The organism is Hymenobacter gelipurpurascens (genome assembly GCF_900187375.1).
Lineage (GTDB): Bacteria > Bacteroidota > Bacteroidia > Cytophagales > Hymenobacteraceae > Hymenobacter > Hymenobacter gelipurpurascens.
In genome coordinates, this window is record NZ_FYEW01000001.1 from 853,961 (window position 1) to 870,570 (window position 16,610).

Sequence of the window (16,610 nt, forward strand, 5' to 3'; positions counted from 1 at the left end):
TAGGCCAGTCGTTCAATCGTAAGAAGATCCTTCGCTTAGGCTCAGGATGACGTGCCTTTTGTTCTTGCTAAATCTCCACTTCGCCGCTAGGCCACTACTTCGTAGATCATCACGGGCTGGGCCTTGTTTTTGAGCGTCACTTCCTTGATTGGCCGGCACTGAAACGACTCTTTCACGCGCTGGTAAGTGGCTTCCGTGATGATGATCTGGCCGGGGAGAGCTGCGGATTGCAGGCGCTGGCTTACGTTCACGGTGTCTCCGATAACGGTGTAATCCAGCCTTTTGAGGGAGGCCGAGCCGATGTTGCCCGACACCATTTCGCCGGTATTGATGCCGATGCTGACCTGCGGGTGGTACGGCTGACCATCGGGCAGCGTGTCTTGGTTAGCCTGCACCACGGCGCGGGCAGCCAGGGCGGCATCCATGGCGCGGTCGAGGTGGTATTCGCCCCGGAACACGGCCATCACGGCGTCGCCCATAAACTTATCTACGTAGCCGCCCTGCGCAATGATCTCCTTCACCATCTGGTCGAAGTAGGTGTTGAGCATCGACACAATGTTGGCCGGTGGCAGGACCTCCGAAAGCGACGTGAAGCCGCAGATATCAATGAAGGCCACGGTGGCTTCCACGGTTTCGCTGGCCATCAGCTTGTTCTCGAAGCCCGGCCGGCCCATGAAGTTGAGCACCGTCTCATCCACGTACATGCGCAGTATGTTGTTCTCCTGGATGGCCTGCAGGGTTTCGCGCAGCTGCCGCACCTGCTGGGCGGTTTTCTCCATCGTCAGCTCCAGATCCTGAAAATCCACGGGCTTGCACACGAAGTCGAAGGCGCCGCGGTTCATGGCCGTCCGGATGTTCTCCATATCGCCATACGCCGAAACCATTACGGTTTTGATGATGGGGTTGGCTTCTGGCATCTTGCTGAGCAGCGTCAGGCCATCCATCACCGGCATATTGATGTCGGAGAGGATGATGTCCAAGTCGGGGTGGGTGCGCACCGTATCCAGGGCCTCCTGGCCGTTGCTGGCAAACACGAACTCGTACACGTTTTCCCGGATTTTGCGCCGGAATTTCTGCTTGATGAGCAGCTCTAAGTCTGCTTCATCATCTACTACCAGTATTTTAGTTTTCATGGCTCGCGAGCAAGGTCAGTTTTTCTTTCAGGGCCGCGAAGTCAACCGGTTTGGTCAGGAAATCATTGGCTCCTAGCTGCATAGCCTCTTTGTAGCTGTCGTCGTCGCTGTAGGCCGTAATCATCATCACCTGGGGCGGGGTGGGCGGCGGAGCTAGGTACTGCTGCTTGATGTGCTTGAGCAGCTCTAGGCCACTCATGCCGGGCATATTAATGTCGGACAATATCAGGACTACCTCGGAGGCATGCTCACGCAGATACGCTAGAGCTTCTTCGCCCGAGTACGCAAAAGAAAAGGAAAATAAGCCACTGCGAATTTCCCGGCGGAAGCGTTGCTCAAAGAGTGTGCGCACATCCATCTCGTCGTCTACTACCAGTATCTTCATCGGGTGCAAAGCTAGTTGAAATAGGATTTGTGGTAGGAAAAATGGTGAAAGGTGAAGTTGGAAGGAGAGTCCTTCGCTTGCCTCGCAGCCAGAGCAGAGTGAGAAAATGGCCCGTATAGCTGGTAGCTAGGCCAGCCATACGCCCGAGAGTATCCTTTTATTAACACATCGAGCAGGGGCATAGCTGCAGCCCAAGCGCATGTTATTTTGTTCTTTCCGCCACTCCATCACTCGGGGGCAGTGTAATGATGAATTCGGTGCCTTCTCCTTCGTTGGTTTCCAGCGTGAGCGTGCCGCCGTGGCCTTTCGTGATGATGTCATAGCTCAACGAGAGGCCTAGGCCAGTTCCCTCACCGGTCGGCTTCGTGGTGAAAAACGGCTGAAAGATTTTCTGCTGTACCCCCACTGGGATGCCGGTGCCGTTGTCGCGCACCCGCACCTCCACCTCCCCCGATGGGATATGGCGCGTACTCACGCTAACGGTGGGCGTGTAGCCCTGCGGACAGCATTCCTTTTTCTTTTGCACGGCATAAAAGGCGTTGGTAAACAGGTTCAGGAGCACCCGCCCCAGGTCCTGCGAAACCGCTTCCACCTTGCCCAGGTTGAGGTCGAAATCCGTGACGAGCGTAGCGTTGAAGGACTTGTCTTTGGCGCGCAAGCCGTGGTAGGCCAGGCGCAAATATTCATCGGCCAGCGTATTGAGGTCTACTTCCTGCCGCTCCCCGGTACTGGCACGGCTGTGCTCCAGCATGCCCCGCACAATGCTGGCGGCCCGCTGCCCATGATGGGTAATTTTCTGGAGGTTCTTTTTCAGATCGTTGAGCAGTTCTGCTTCTAGCTCGGGGTCGCGGGTGGGGCTTTGCCGTTCGTCATCAAGCTCATCGATCAGCTCTGCTGATACATCGGAGAAGTTCGTGACAAAGTTGAGCGGGTTCTGAATCTCGTGGGCAATGCCCGCCGTGAGCTCACCCAGGGAGGCCATTTTCTCACTCTGGATCAGTTGGTTTTGCGTGATTTTCAGCTCCGTAAGAGCCTCGCGCAGTTCTTCGGCTTGTTTGGTAAGCGTAGCTGTGCGCTCACCTACCAAGCGTTCTAGCTCGGCGTTTTGGGCTTCTATCAGGCGCTTGGCTTTCTCTTCCTCTTCGCGTTCCAGGCGTTCTTTTTCCAGCTGTTTCTTCTGGTTGCGGGCAATCAGAACGAAGGTGAAAAGCCAGATAAGGGCAAACCCCTTGGACGTGTCGAAGGCGTCGTCGTACTCTTTCAGGAAGTGGCCGCCCGTAAGCTCCAGTTCCAGCTCAATGGCCGAGTACAGCACGTAGGGTACCATGGCCAGCAGGAGCGTGCGCGCCGGGCGGTAGGTTTGCAGCCGAAGCAGCACGGCCAGCACCACCATAAATACCAGCAGCAGGTACATCTCGTCCAACTGATCGGTTTTCCACCGAAACACGACGGCGATGCCATAGAGCAACGCTCCTGGCAGCCAGATCCAGGAGAGCAGCCCGTTCCAGCGTGGCATGCGGGTTGGGAGGTCGAAAAACCGGCGCAACGCCCGCACAATCAGCAGCGCAACCGGTATAACGAACAAGATGGAGGTATTGACGCTCATGAGCAAAACCTGGTCAGATGCAGCGGGAAAGGGATTGGGAAGGCGAAGCAGGTGTGGCAACGGATGAGCTGGAGCGGTTACTGATGGGCACGGAAGGCGAAATTTTACTGGAATAAGTTACTTCTTTTCCTCCCCAGCTGTGGCCTTCTTCGAGCCCCAGCCTTTGGGCAAATCCACCGTGAACTCAACCACGGGGTTGCTGGTGCGGGAGCCTTTGCCGGTTAGGGTCTTGCGCTGGCCTTTGTTGCGGGAGAATATGGTTTGCGCGTAGTCGCTGAGCTGCGCTACAACCGTCGGTAGCGTGACGCTCACAGTCATTTGCTGCTGGGTGTTGGCCGGGTTTTCAACCGACCGGCCCTGAGCTAAGCCGCTTTTGCTGCCCAGCTGTAGGAGTAAAAACAGAATAATTGGTTTAGAAATAGCCATCGGAAGTATATTGATGACCTAAAGATGCTATTATAAAGTAGTTTCTGCCAAGCTTTTTGCTCTACTGCTGCAAGGCTTACGGTTGAGGTGGCCTAGCCTTACGGAATTGGTGGGCCTACCTTATAGGTAACTAGCTGAGAAAAAGGCGCTGGGAAAAATAAACGCCAGAAACCGGATCAGTACCTGCGAATAAGAGCGTGTGCTGGGTCGAAGGATTTCCTAATTTTGGATGCTGCGTAGCATCCACTTGCTTTCCGCAGTACCTGCTATAACCTCCTCCGACCATGCGCCAGTACCTCGACCTCGTTCGCCACATCCTCGACCACGGAACCCGTAAAACCGACCGCACGGGCACGGGTACGCTGTCCGTATTCGGATACCAGATGCGGTTTGATTTACAGCAGGGTTTCCCGCTCGTCACAACCAAAAAGGTGCATCTGCGCAGCATCATTCATGAGTTGCTGTGGTTTCTGCGCGGCGACACGAATATTGCCTACCTCAAGGAGCATGGCGTGAGCATCTGGGATGAGTGGGCAGATGCAAACGGCGAGCTGGGTCCCGTATATGGCAAGCAGTGGCGCGCCTGGCCCGATGGGAATGGCGGCACCATCGACCAGATCAGTGAAGTGGTGCGCCAGTTGCGGGAGCAGCCCGATTCGCGCCGCATTGTCATCTCCGCCTGGAACGTTGCCGATTTGCCGCTGATGAAATTGCAGCCCTGCCACGCGTTGGTGCAGTTCTACGTGGCCGATGGGCGCCTATCGTGCCAGCTCTACCAGCGCTCCGCCGATGTATTTCTGGGCGTGCCGTTCAACATTGCCAGCTACGCTCTGCTGACGTTGATGCTGGCGCAAGTGAGTGGCCTAGAGCCTGGCGAATTCGTTTGGACCGGCGGCGACACCCATCTCTACAGCAACCATTTGGAGCAAGCACGTCTGCAGCTCACGCGGGAGCCCCGTATGCTCCCAAAAATGCGCCTCAACCCCGATGTGAAGGATATTTTTGGTTTCCAGTTCGATGATTTTAAGCTGGAAAACTACGACCCGTATCCTGCTATCAAGGCCCCAGTAGCCGTATAGCAGCTGCCTTTAGGAATGCAGGAAAGCGGTGGCGCATTTACCTCCATAATCGTGTGGGCTACCATACCACGCACCGGATCCTATGGGGGCCGGCCAGCTAAAAAAACCGATCAGGTCTGCCTTAAGTAAAACCTAGGCCTATGTCCTGATCAAAGCAGCATTGTGCTTATCTGCCTGGCTTACAGATATTCGTGTCTTTTTTGTCTTTTTCCATGGCTTGCTCAGGCCTGCCCTGGAATATGGGGCCGTATTTAGGCTGTGAATGATTCTATAGAAGTGGCTTTAGATTTAATTGAAGAGGACAGAAGAATGTTATAGTTGTATTCTTGAAAAATAATTTATCAAAATCACATCAACTTTATTTTTGTAAAATATTGATTTGAAGTGATTTGTGTTATAAAGCGAAAATTACGGCAAAATTAAATATTCCAGATAAAATCTAATTTAGACAGAAGCGTCGTATATATCGGTATGAATGCCGTTGCTCCTGTTTCTACTACCACTCCCCAACTGTCGCTCCGACATAGGGCCTGGGTGGCGCTCTACTCTATTGCAAACTGCCCAAATAGCCGGGCAGAAATTCTTCGCATTAACAACGTCACTGAAAACGATCTGGCGGAATACGAGGACAGCTGGTTGCGAATGCGCCGCCGCCAACCGCCCGGCTAAACCACCTCATGAACCTTGTAAATTCAAAAAAGCGTCAATCATTTGCTGATTGACGCTTTTTTATGTTGTGATATCGGCCTGGCGAAGCTGTAGGAAAAGTGGATGTTCTGCCGAGGAGAATGTGCTGTCAGCTACCTGCCGTACCGGACGTATGCCCGCAATATTGGCCGTAAAGACTGCTTCCGCCGCCAGCAATTCCGTAGGCTCATAGAGGCCAGGGCGCCAGGGGAGGCCTAGCGCCTGGGCCTTCGCCTGTAAATGGGCCAGCCGAACACCTGCCACGCCTCCGGCCTCCAGATCGGGGGTGTAGATGGTGCCCTCACGGATCCAAGCCACTGCAGAGGAAACGGCCTCGGCTACGTGACCCAGCCCAGACAGCAGAATCAGTTCATCGAGGTGGCGTTGCTCCCGTTCCTGCGCCGCTAGCACGTAGCTAAGCGCATTAGGGCCTTTGCAAAAGGAAACCGCCGAAAACTGCGTTTGCACCGTTTGGGCAAAGTCAGAGGAGTGAATAGTAGTGTTAAGCGGAAGAAAGTCCTGACAGGTTGCCAGCCAGTCGCAGTGGGTGGTAGTAGGGGTGTAAAGGCCGCCTCCGCTCCGCCACAGATGTAGGCGCACCCGCGCTACCGGAATATTATTGGCCGAAGCCAACTGGCCTAGAGTTGCGCTCAGAGTGGAGCCCGTAGCTAGCTCAGCCGGAAGGTGCAGGTTAATAGTTGCAGCAGCTCGTTGCAGGCGGTGGAGATGCTGAGGAAGGTAGCGTAGGCCTGTCTCAGCCCACACCATCGTCTCAAAGAATCCATCGTTGAAAAACAACCCGCGGTTGGGCAGCGGCAGCGCGAAGTTATCGGCTGGCAGAAGCTGGCTATTGTGCAGAAGCAGGAAGCTTGTGGCCATAGGACGGTTTTTCGGTGACGTTTTCCAGGTAAAGTGTAGCGTTGGACTTGGCCTAGTTCAGCTGAAACCGTTTGCCCGGCAACACCTTCACTACGCCCCGAAACTCCAGGCCCAGCAGGAGGGAAGCCACCTGATGCACGGGCAGTTGCGTTTTCCAGGCTACCGTATCCATGTGCTCCTCCTTCACGGCCTGCAGCACTTCCAGAATCTGGAACTCCTCAGGGCTGAAGTCGGCTGGGTCGTAGGCCGTAGGGCCTTTGAACTTGCCGTTGAGGTGCAGCGCCGCATCCCAATTAAGAAGCTGCTCTAAGTCCTTGGGCTCGGAGTACAGCGCCGCTTTGTTGGCTTTGATAAGCTCGTGGCAGCCTTCGGAAGCCGCTGAGCCCAGCGGGCCAGGTATGGCCAGCACGTCGCGGTCGTAGCCATGGGCCAGGTCGGCGGTGATGAGGGCGCCGCCTTTGCGGGCAGCTTCCACTACCACCGTGCCGTCGGAAAGGCCCGCAATGATGCGGTTACGGGAGGGAAAGTTGTACTTGTCGGGCTGGGTGCCGAAGGGGAATTCCGTCAGTAGGCCACCCTGGCTGAGCATTTTCTCGGCGGTTTTGCGGTGGGCCGCCGGGTAGAGGACGTCTAGGCCAGTCGCCATGACGCCCACAGTTTCCAGTCCTTCCTGCAGCGCGGCGCGGTGCGCGGCAATATCAATGCCGTAGGCCAGTCCGCTCACTACCAAAGGGAGGTGCGACACGAAGCCTTTCACCAGCTTCTCCGTTTGCTCACGGCCGTAGTCGGTAGCCTGGCGCGTGCCCACGATGGCCACCGTTTTCGGGTGGTTGAGGTCGGCGGTACCTTGGTAATACAGTATGGTAGGCGCATCCGGAAGCTGCTTGAGCCGCGCGGGAAACTGCTTGCTAGTATAGAACAGAATCTGCACGCCTTCCTTTTCGGCTTTCCGTAGGCCATCTTCCGCCCGCTTCAGCGCTGTGGTGCGCTCTAGGCCAGTCAGGATAGCCACCGTGGCCGGCCCGATGCCCGGAATCTTGCGCAGCTTGCCCGGCGGCAGGTGCAGCACATTCTTGGCCGAGCCGCCGTAGCTCATCAGCTGCCGCGTCAGTTGCGGCCCAATATTGGGAAATAAGGTTAGCGCGACTTCGTGAAGGAGGGTATCGTCGGGAGTAAAAATAGACATAGCGAATAATCAATTTAGCACGTCACCCTTCCTGCACCAGTATGACGGATCATGTCAGGAAGTATGGTCCAGGGGTATCTAGCCCTGCGCCTTCCCAATGGCGTCCAGCTCCTTTTTCATGGTCACGAGGAAGCCGCGCACTTTCTCCAGGCTCTGAATCACGTCGATTTTCTCCTTGAGCTGCGGGCCTTTCTGCTTGAGCATGTCGCGGGCGCCGGGAATAGTGTAGCCGCGTTCCTTTACCAGGTGGTAAATGGTGCGGAACGTGTCGATATCCTGGGGCGTGTAGAGGCGGTTGCCCTTCTTGCTTTTGCGCGGACGCAGCTCCTCAAACTCCGTTTCCCAGAACCGTATCAGCGAAGGGGCTACATTAAACTGCGCCGCCACTTCGCCAATGGTGAAGTACTGCTTTTCGATATCGCGCTCTTTATAAGGCATGGAGGTGAGCTGTAACACGAGGCTTCCGCTTCGCATGGTGTAGAAGGGAACCGGGGCGGTGGGCTCTGATGAGAAGCAGAAGCTTCGCGGCGGAGCCCACGTTTCGCTTTCCAAGTTAGGCCGGCTACCTTTGCTGCCGGCCCAATTATCTTTAATTGCGAAAAGTAGCCAAAATACCGGCCGCTGCCAATTTCATCGAACCCTACGCGTCGCGAAGGAAAATTCGCGTTACTCCTATGTCACTCCCCACCGCCAGCCACGTCCGCCAGCAATTCCTGGATTTCTTCGCTTCTAAAGGCCACCACATCGTGCCCTCAGCTCCCATTGTGGTGAAGGACGACCCCACGCTGCTGTTCATCAACTCAGGCATGGCCCCGTTCAAGGACTACTTCCTTGGCAACAAGCCCGCCCCGTTTAAGCGCATTGCCGACACACAGAAGTGCCTGCGCGTATCGGGCAAGCACAACGACCTGGAAGAGGTAGGCTACGATACCTACCACCACACCATGTTCGAGATGCTCGGCAACTGGTCGTTTGGTGATTATTTCAAGAAAGACGCCATTGCCTGGGCCTGGGAGCTGCTCACGGAAGTATATAAGCTGCCGAAAGACCGTCTCTACGTTACCTATTTTGAGGGAGACGCCGGCGACAAACTAGCCGCTGATACCGAGACCCAGGACCTGTGGCGTCAGTACACCACCGACGACCGGATTCTGCCCGGCAACAAGAAGGACAACTTCTGGGAAATGGGCGACACCGGCCCCTGCGGCCCCTGCACCGAAATCCACATCGATCTGCGCGACGAGGCGGAAGTAGCCCAGAAATCGGGCCGCGAGCTAGTCAACGCCGACCATCCGCAGGTGGTGGAAGTATGGAACAACGTGTTCATGGAGTTCCAGCGCCTGGCCGACAAGAGCCTCGTGAAGCTGCCCGCTCAGCACGTAGACACCGGCATGGGCTTCGAGCGCCTGATGATGGCCGTGTCGGGTGTGAAGTCAAACTACGACACCGATGTATTCCAGCCGCTCATTCAGTTCATTGCCAAGGAGGTAGGCCTGGAGTACCACGGCACGGCCCCGGCCACCGTGAACGACCAGCCCGCCACGGAGAACGAGAAGACGGATATTGCCATCCGCGTCATTGCCGACCACATCCGCACCATCAGCTTCACCATTGCCGATGGTCAGCTGCCCAGCAACGTGAAAGCCGGGTACGTGATTCGCCGGATTCTGCGCCGTGCCGTGCGCTACGCATTTTCGTCGCTAGGCCAGAAGCAGCCCTTCCTGTATAAGATTGTGCCGATTCTGGCTGATCAGATGCGTAACATATTCCCCGAGTTGAAGGCCCAGCAGCAGTTTGTGCAGCGCGTGATTGAGGAGGAAGAAATTGCCTTCCTGAAAACCCTGGAAAACGGCCTGCGCCGCCTCGAAACGCTGGAAGAAGGCTTCCGCCAGAATGGCAACCGCATCGATGGCAAAACCGCCTTCGAGCTATCGGATACGTTCGGCTTCCCGCTTGACCTCACCGCCCTTATCGCCCGCGAAAAAGGCCTGACGGTGGACGAGGAAGGCTTCAAGAAAGAGCTGGATGCCCAGAAAAACCGCTCCCGCAATGCCCAGGAGGCCGAGCAGAGCGACTGGACCATTGTGCGCGAGTCGGAAGAGCAGCCCGCGTTCGTGGGCTACGACCAGGAGGAGGCCCCGGCCCGCATCCTGCGCTACCGCCGCACCGATCGCAAAGGCAAAACTGAGTACCAGGTGGTGCTTGATCAGACGCCTTTCTACGCCGAATCGGGCGGACAGATAGGGGACACGGGCTACCTGGAGTCACCGCTGAGCAAAGTGCGCGTGCTGGACACCAAGAAGGAAAACGACCTCATTGTGCACACGGTTCTGGAACTACCGGAAGATGTAAATGGCGAGTTCCTGGCTCGCTACGACCACGCCCGCCGTGCCCAGATTCAGCGCAACCACACCGCTACGCACTTGCTGCAGGCCGCTTTGCGCGAAGTAGTGGGTTCGCACGTAGCTCAGAAAGGCTCGTTGGTGAATGAGAAGCTGCTGCGCTTCGACTTCAGCCACTTCACCAAAGTAACCGACGACCAGCTACGCCAGGTGGAAACCCTGGTGAATGCCCGCATCCGCCAGCAAATCCCGCTGGACGAGCGCCGCAACGTGCCCATTGATGACGCCAAAAACCTGGGCGCTACAGCCTTGTTCGGCGAGAAGTATGGCGAGTTTGTGCGCGTCATTACCTTCGACCGCGACTTCTCCGTGGAGCTGTGCGGCGGCACCCACGTGCGCACCACCGGCGACATTGGCTTCTTCAAAATCACCTCGGAAAGTGCCGTAGGCGCCGGTGTGCGTCGTATCGAGGCCGTAACCGCTGAGGCCGCCGAAGCCTTCGTGAATCAGCAACTGGACCTGCTAGGCCAGGTGCGCGAGGCCCTGGGCAACCCCCAGCATCTCATCCCGAGCATCGAGAAGCAAAACGAGGAAATTGCCAACCTGCGCAAGCAGATTGAGCAGTTCGCCCAACAGAGCATCAATCAGCAGAAAGACCAGCTTGTAGGCCAGGTGAAGCCTCTCAACGGCGTAAACTTCCTCGCCGCTCAGGTGCAAGCTTCCTCAGCTGATGGTCTTAAAACCCTGGCCTTCAACCTGCGCCAGTCGGTTCCGAATTTGGTGGCCGTGCTGGGTGCTGAAATTGATGGCAAGCCCCAACTGGCCGTGATGCTGGATGACGAGCTGGCCAAAAGCGGCAAACTGAACGCCAGCACGCTGGTACGCGAGCTGGCCAAGGAAATCCAGGGCGGTGGCGGCGGTCAGCCGTTCTTCGCTACGGCCGGCGGCAAGAACGTAAGTGGCCTAGCGGCGGCCATTGGTAAAGCTGAGGAGCTGATCAGCAAGGATATGGCCTAGATTTGTATTTTAAGCGGAAGACGGTATTTTTGGCCGTTCATCCGACCAATGTCAACGGGCGTTGTGCGGTAGTGACTCCACTACTGCGCAACGCCCGTTTTTTTGTTCTTTACTATTCACCAATTTTCCGTGAAGTATTCCATTATTGCGCTAGGCCTCTGCTTGGGTGCATATTCTAGTCACGCGCAAGTTCTGCCGGTTAAGACCAGTTTCTATACAGTATTCCCAGATTCTGCAATTGTTGCAGAAGAAGCAGTTTATCAAGTGAAACGGACGGAAATGCCAGGCCAGTCGCAGCTTGATAGCATTTTCTATGTGGCCTCTAAGCGCCTAATGAGAGTGCGGGCAACTACCTGGCAACCCGCTGGCGATACCCTAATTACAACTACTGACTGGCGCGCCAACGGCAAAAGATCGGGCCTAAATATCAGTTCAGGCGTCAAAAAGCACCAAGAGCATCTGGCCTTCGATACCGAAGGAAGGACCAGAAGAAAAACAGTGTCGGAGAGAGGAAAGGAAATAAGTGCCGAGTGCTACTCCGAAACGGGTGCGTCGGTGCCGTGTGCGGAGTATCAATATGTGGAGAAGATGCCCGTTTACCCGGGTGGCCATCAAGCTTTGTTAGCATACATTGGGAGCTCGGTTCGGTACCCAAAAGAAGCGTTGAAAAAAAGGAATTATGGGGTTGTCCATCTAACTTTCGTGGTAGATGAAACTGGCCATGTGAGCTATGCCCGTGTTAAAAAAGGTGTTTCTCCGGAGCTTGACGCTGAAGCTTTGCGTGTGATAAGTGGGCTAGCCCGTTTCGAGCCGGGCCAGCAGAACGGCGAGGCGGTTCCGGTTTTTTTCACGGTGCCCGTCACGTTTGCCATTCGTTAATTTTCTTCACCCATCCCCATATTTAATGCGCATTTCTACTTTCCTGATTACCGCTGGCCTGCTCACTGGCCTAGCCACCACCGCTTCGGCACAAACTTTCACGGACCCCGGCGCCTACAATAACTTTATCGTGAGTGAGCAGCGGGCTATGCTCAAGAAAAACCTGCGCTACATCAGCAAATCGGCGCACTCAGATAATGAGAAGAAGATTGATGCCAAGCGCCAGGACCTGATCAAGCAAACGGAAGCTTCTCTGAACAAAGTGGCCAAAATGCCGGCTTTCCAGGACGACAAAGGCTTCAAGGAGCAGACGACAGAAGCGTTTTACCGGCTGCTGAAAGTGTACTCCGAAGACTACAAGGCCGTGGATATGCTGGCGGCTACCCGCACGGCTACCATCGAGAACATGGAGCAGTACTTCAAGCTGCAGGAAATTGCTGAAGCCAAGATGCAGGTCGTTAATGACTCCGTGGATGCAGCGCAGAAGCGATTTGCCAAGCGCCACAACATGACTATTTCGGAGGATCCGGAGGGCAAACGCTTGGCCAACTACATGCGCCAGGTATCGGAAGTGAATACTTATCAGCACAAGGTATATCTGGCACAATTTCGCATTGAGAAAGCCAATGCCCGACTTACGGATGCGCTAAATGCCCAGGACGCCGCCGCGTTTGAGCAGGCCCGTTTACAGCTGGTGCAGGATGCCCAAACCGCCACCACCGAGTTAAGCGCCATTGCGCCCTTCCGGGGCAAAGATGCCCAGTACCGGGATGCAGCCCGGAATCTGGTGAAGTTCCACGCCGCTTTCTCTGCCAATCAGGCTCCCCAGATGAAGGACCTGATGGAGCGTAAAGACCGCCTCACCAAGGCCGATGCCGATAAATTCAACGGCTTCATCAATACCTATAACTCGCAGAACCAGAAGCTGATTGCGGCCTACAACCAAGCCGGCAATACCTTCCAGGCCACCTACATTCCGGTTTTCAACGATTAGTCTATAATTTGACTTCTAACAACACCTTAGCGCCCCATCTGTGAAAAAGCTTCTCCGCTACTTTATGCCAATTATTGTCGCAGCTACGCTGCTGAGGTTTTTGGCTTATGCTCCCATTGTCTTGGGTGAATTGACCGGGCCTACCTCCATCTTCAACGGACACTTTACGGCCTATAACCTTGGCCATACCTTGGGTGTAGTGATGCGCTGGATGGCCTTTATCGGTCTGGCTAAGCTTATGTGGGGCTATAACCGGCAGTGGGCGCAATCAGCAGGGCCCCGGTTGAGCTAACCTGACCGGAAGGCGGTTGTGGCCTAGTATTATGGGGTTTAACAACTATGCTCAGGCCGCCTGGTCTAGTGTAGGGCAGGAGCGGACCTTTTCATTCCGGCGTACTTGGTGCGCGTGGCTGTGAAAAGGTCCGTTGCTATGCATGGCAGCAGACTTTTTCTCGGGTAGATAGTTTTATCTTGCAGCCCCGGCGGCCAACCCGCCTACATTTCTATGGACGACAGCATCAAATCGAAATACCAGCCCGTAATTGGCCTCGAAGTACACGCTCAGCTGCTCACGCGCAGCAAAATGTACTCCTCTGATGAGAATGAGTACGGCGCGCTTCCTAATAACAACCTGAGCGTTATCACGCTAGGCCACCCCGGCACGCTACCGCGCGTGAACTACTCGGCGGTAGAGTTTGCCATGAAAATGGGCCTGGCCACCAACTGCCAGATTCGGCGCGACAACCTGTTTGCGCGCAAAAACTACTTCTATCCCGACCTTCCCAAGGGCTACCAGATTACCCAGGATAAAACCCCGATCTGCACTGCCGGCCACGTAGATATCCGCCTTTCGGATGGCTCAACGAAGAAAATCGGCATCACCCGCATCCATATGGAAGAGGACGCGGGCAAGTCGATGCACCTGGCGGGCGAAGTGGAAACGCTGGTAGATCTGAACCGCGCCGGCGTGCCCCTTATTGAAATTGTATCGGAGCCCGACATCCGCAACGCGGAAGAGGCCTACGCCTACCTGGCTGAAATCAAGAAGCTGGTGGAGTACCTGGGCATCTGCGACGGCAACATGGAGGAAGGCTCTCTGCGTTGCGACGCCAACATCTCGGTGATGCTGAAGGGCGCCGATAAGTTCGGGGTGAAGGTGGAGGTGAAGAACATGAACTCCTTCCGCAACGTGCAGCGTGCCATTGAGTACGAGATTGAGCGGCAGATTCAGATGGTAGAAGCCGGTGAGGTTATCGACAGCGAAACCCGCGGCTTCGATGCCACCACCGGCACCACCAACGGCCAGCGCTCCAAGGAGACCATGAACGACTACCGGTATTTCCCGGAGCCGGACCTGCCGCCGGTGGTTATTGATGATGAGTGGCTGCACCGCGTGCAGGCCGAGCTGCCAGCCCTGCCACAGCAGCTGTACGCGCGTTTCACCGGCGAGCTAGGCCTATCCGACTACGATGCCACCGTGCTGACGGCCGAGAAGGATGTAGCGCTCTACTTTGATGAGTTGACCCGCCTCACGCCAAACGCCAAGGCCGCCGCCAACTGGGTAACGGGCCCGGTGAAAGCGTTTCTGAATGAGCGCGCCCTCACGCTGGACCAGTTCCCGCTCACGCCCCAGCACCTAGCCGACATTATTGGGCTCATCGACGAGAACAAGGTAGGCCACTCGGTAGCCAGCAAGCAGCTGTTCCCGCATCTTCTGGAAAACCCCACGCAAACTGCCGCCGCCGCGGCCGAAGCGCAGGGCCTGTTGCAGCAGCCCCAGGATGCCGGCGCGCTGGAAGCCATGATTCAGCAAGTGCTGGATGCCAACCCCGCCAAAGTAGCCGAATACCGCGCCGGCAAAAAGTCGCTGACTGGAATGTTTATGGGTGAGCTGATGAAGCTCACCGGTGGCAAAGCTGACCCCAAGATGGCCAATCAGCTGCTGCGGCAAAAATTAGAGGCCTAGGCCACTAGCGTAGGATAGTTTACCTGAAACCACTGGCCCACGGCCGGTGGTTTTGTTGTTGTAGGCCAGTCGGGTTGAGGCAGTTCTGCAACTCCACGTGTTTGTTATCTATTTCTGTTTTACCGCAAACTGGCCTACACCCAGCTCACTTTCTGCCATGGGCTATCTGTTACTTTATCTCTTGCCTTTGCTAGTGGCCGGCTGCCAGCGCCCAACCACTTCCGTAACGGCAGCTCCGGGTGCGCCCGCTGATTCTGTTACCACCGTCAATGCTGGCCTTCGAACGCCGGCAGGAAAGCACTTGCCGCTGAGTAGCCTGCGTGGAAAATATGTAGTGGTAGTGTTCTGGGCTTCCTGGAATGAGGCCAGCCGGCAGGAAAGCCCCAACCTGCGGAAAATATATCAGCAGTTTGGTAGCCGTGGCCTCGAAATCTATGGAGTATCGTTGGATACTGACCGTCGGGAGTGGGTGCGGGCAATACGGGCCGATGCGCTGGTTTGGCCCCAGGTAGCGGCCCTGAACTCCCTGAAAAACACCAGCTTAGAGGCCTACGGCATACCATCAGTGCCCTATACTATGTTGCTGGATCCTGAGGGCCGCATCCTGGCCCGCAATCTGTATGGGCGCGCACTGGGGCAGAAAATCTCGGAATATATTCCCTTGGACTAACCCTGGGCCAGGGCAGGAACCCAAGCGTGTAATGAAGTTGTAGTAAGTGTACACAAAGCAGGCGGTCAGGTACAGAATCTGGTCAGTTTCCGCTGAATACGCGGGAAAATGGCAACTTGCAACCTCAACCTCTGTCTATTGCCAAACGGTACGTCGGCCCGCAGCCGACGCGCACTCCGAAGATGCTAAAAATGAAGAGTTTCCTGTTTATGGGCGCCCTGCTGGGCATGGCTAACGCCTGCAATAAGAACACGACTCCTACCACCAGTGCCGCAGGTGCTACCGCCAGCAGCTACCAGATAAATGGCCAGTTGCAGAACGCACCCGCTGGTACCAAAGTGTACCTGGCCGAACTAGGCGAAACCCAGTTTGTATCGCGCGATACGGCTACGGTAGATGACAAAGGCCAGTTTACGTTTGTGGGCACTGTGCCCGAAGATGGCCTCTACCAGGTGAAAACCACCGACCAAAACCAGGTACTGATTGCCCTGAAGAACGGTGCCCGCGTAGCGCTGACCGGCGACGCGCAGAAGCTCAGCGACACTTACGCGGTGAAAGGCTCGCCTGACTCGGAGCTACTGCAGCAGATCAGCCGCCGGATGCAGCAAACCAAAATCCAGACCTCGCGCCTGGAACAGCGCTACAACCAAGCTGGCCAAAGTGGGCGCGCCGACTCTATGAAGCTGATTGAAAAGCAGTTTTACGCCGTGCAGGCCGCCAATACGGCTCAGCTAAAAGTGGCTGTTCGGCAGAATCCCGGCTCGGTTGTGTCGTCGTTTGTGGTGGCCAGCATGATTGATCCGGATGCGGATTTTGCCTTTGCTGACTCGATGACGACGCAATTCAAGAAAACACAGCCGGAGTCCCGCTACACCAAGTCGTTGGTGGCCCGGCTGGAGCCGCTTCGCGCTACGGCCATCGGTACGGTAGCGCCCGAAATCAACCTTTCTGCCCCGGATGGTAAGCCCGTAACCCTGACCAGCCTACGGGGCAAATACGTCATGATTGATTTCTGGGCCTCGTGGTGCGGCCCATGCCGGCGTGAAAACCCGAACGTGGTGAAGGCCTATAACAAGTACAAAGGCAAGGGCTTCGAGATTTACGGCGTAAGCTTCGACCAGGACCGCGACAAATGGTTGAAAGCCATCAAGTCTGATGGCCTGGCCTGGACGCAGGTATCGGACCTGAAGGGCTGGGAAAGCGCCGCCGGACAGACCTACGGCATCAAGTCCATTCCGGCTTCCATTCTGCTGGACCCCCAGGGCCGCATTATTGGTAAGAACCTGCGTGGTGACGCACTGGAAGAAAAGCTGGCGTCTTTGATGAAGTAGTGGCCTAGGTGGCTACCTAAGTAAAAAGGA

At 56.0% G+C, this 16,610-nt stretch carries 15 protein-coding genes; 8 read left to right on the forward strand and 7 right to left on the reverse strand.

The window, feature by feature from the left end; translation table 11 throughout:
- Positions 1 to 86: 86 nt before the first annotated feature.
- From CFT68_RS03540 to CFT68_RS03555, 4 genes are all read right to left on the reverse strand, one after another.
- Positions 87 to 1,133 carry an adenylate/guanylate cyclase domain-containing protein gene (locus CFT68_RS03540; RefSeq protein ID WP_088842041.1) on the reverse strand — a complete coding sequence of 349 codons (1,047 nt, stop codon included), beginning with the start codon at positions 1,131 to 1,133 and terminating at the stop codon, positions 87 to 89.
- Positions 1,123 to 1,518 carry a response regulator gene (locus CFT68_RS03545; RefSeq protein ID WP_088842042.1) on the reverse strand — a complete coding sequence of 132 codons (396 nt, stop codon included), beginning with the start codon at positions 1,516 to 1,518 and terminating at the stop codon, positions 1,123 to 1,125. Before CFT68_RS03545 ends, CFT68_RS03540 begins: the two co-directional genes overlap by 11 nt.
- A 202-nt stretch (positions 1,519 to 1,720) precedes the next feature.
- Positions 1,721 to 3,124, reverse strand: coding sequence for an ATP-binding protein (locus CFT68_RS03550; RefSeq protein ID WP_245815266.1), 1,404 nt, complete (start codon positions 3,122 to 3,124; stop codon positions 1,721 to 1,723).
- A 117-nt stretch (positions 3,125 to 3,241) separates the two neighbouring features.
- A complete protein-coding gene (locus CFT68_RS03555) occupies positions 3,242 to 3,550 on the reverse strand; it encodes a hypothetical protein (RefSeq protein WP_088842043.1) in 309 nt (102 codons plus the stop codon).
- A 284-nt stretch (positions 3,551 to 3,834) separates the two neighbouring features.
- Between CFT68_RS03555 and CFT68_RS03560 the strand changes: the two genes are divergently transcribed.
- On the forward strand, positions 3,835 to 4,629 hold the full coding sequence (locus tag CFT68_RS03560; RefSeq protein WP_088842044.1) for a thymidylate synthase: 795 nt from the start codon (positions 3,835 to 3,837) through the stop codon (positions 4,627 to 4,629).
- Between the two features lie 729 nt (positions 4,630 to 5,358).
- Here CFT68_RS03560 and CFT68_RS03565 read toward each other — a convergent pair.
- From CFT68_RS03565 to CFT68_RS03575, 3 genes are all read right to left on the reverse strand, one after another.
- A complete protein-coding gene (locus tag CFT68_RS03565; protein WP_088842045.1) occupies positions 5,359 to 6,195 on the reverse strand; it encodes an aminotransferase class IV in 837 nt (278 codons plus the stop codon).
- Between the two features lie 52 nt (positions 6,196 to 6,247).
- Complete coding sequence (gene dprA / locus CFT68_RS03570; RefSeq protein WP_088842046.1) at positions 6,248 to 7,381, reverse strand: DNA-processing protein DprA; 1,134 nt, start codon at positions 7,379 to 7,381, stop codon at positions 6,248 to 6,250.
- Between the two features lie 78 nt (positions 7,382 to 7,459).
- Complete coding sequence (locus tag CFT68_RS03575; protein ID WP_088843655.1) at positions 7,460 to 7,819, reverse strand: MerR family transcriptional regulator; 360 nt, start codon at positions 7,817 to 7,819, stop codon at positions 7,460 to 7,462.
- A gap of 236 nt (positions 7,820 to 8,055) precedes the next feature.
- On the opposite strand from CFT68_RS03575, the gene alaS reads away from it, so the two are divergent.
- The 7 genes from alaS to CFT68_RS03610 all read left to right on the forward strand — a co-directional run bounded on the left by alaS (position 8,056) and on the right by CFT68_RS03610 (position 16,580).
- Entirely contained in the window at positions 8,056 to 10,740 is a 2,685-nt protein-coding gene (alaS, locus tag CFT68_RS03580; RefSeq protein ID WP_088842047.1) for an alanine--tRNA ligase, read from the forward strand.
- A gap of 129 nt (positions 10,741 to 10,869) precedes the next feature.
- Entirely contained in the window at positions 10,870 to 11,619 is a 750-nt protein-coding gene (locus CFT68_RS03585) for an energy transducer TonB (RefSeq protein WP_141106427.1), read from the forward strand.
- A gap of 25 nt (positions 11,620 to 11,644) precedes the next feature.
- Positions 11,645 to 12,613 (forward strand): LIC11966 family surface protein, encoded by a 969-nt coding sequence (locus CFT68_RS03590; RefSeq protein ID WP_088842049.1) that lies wholly within the window; start codon positions 11,645 to 11,647, stop codon positions 12,611 to 12,613.
- A 40-nt stretch (positions 12,614 to 12,653) separates the two neighbouring features.
- A complete protein-coding gene (locus CFT68_RS03595) occupies positions 12,654 to 12,905 on the forward strand; it encodes a hypothetical protein (RefSeq protein ID WP_141106428.1) in 252 nt (83 codons plus the stop codon).
- A gap of 213 nt (positions 12,906 to 13,118) precedes the next feature.
- Entirely contained in the window at positions 13,119 to 14,579 is a 1,461-nt protein-coding gene (gatB, locus tag CFT68_RS03600; RefSeq protein ID WP_088842051.1) for an Asp-tRNA(Asn)/Glu-tRNA(Gln) amidotransferase subunit GatB, read from the forward strand.
- A 157-nt stretch (positions 14,580 to 14,736) separates the two neighbouring features.
- Positions 14,737 to 15,249, forward strand: coding sequence for a TlpA family protein disulfide reductase (locus CFT68_RS03605; RefSeq protein ID WP_088842052.1), 513 nt, complete (start codon positions 14,737 to 14,739; stop codon positions 15,247 to 15,249).
- A 191-nt stretch (positions 15,250 to 15,440) separates the two neighbouring features.
- On the forward strand, positions 15,441 to 16,580 hold the full coding sequence (locus CFT68_RS03610) for a TlpA disulfide reductase family protein (protein ID WP_170934686.1): 1,140 nt from the start codon (positions 15,441 to 15,443) through the stop codon (positions 16,578 to 16,580).
- The last annotated feature ends 30 nt before the right edge of the window (positions 16,581 to 16,610 follow it).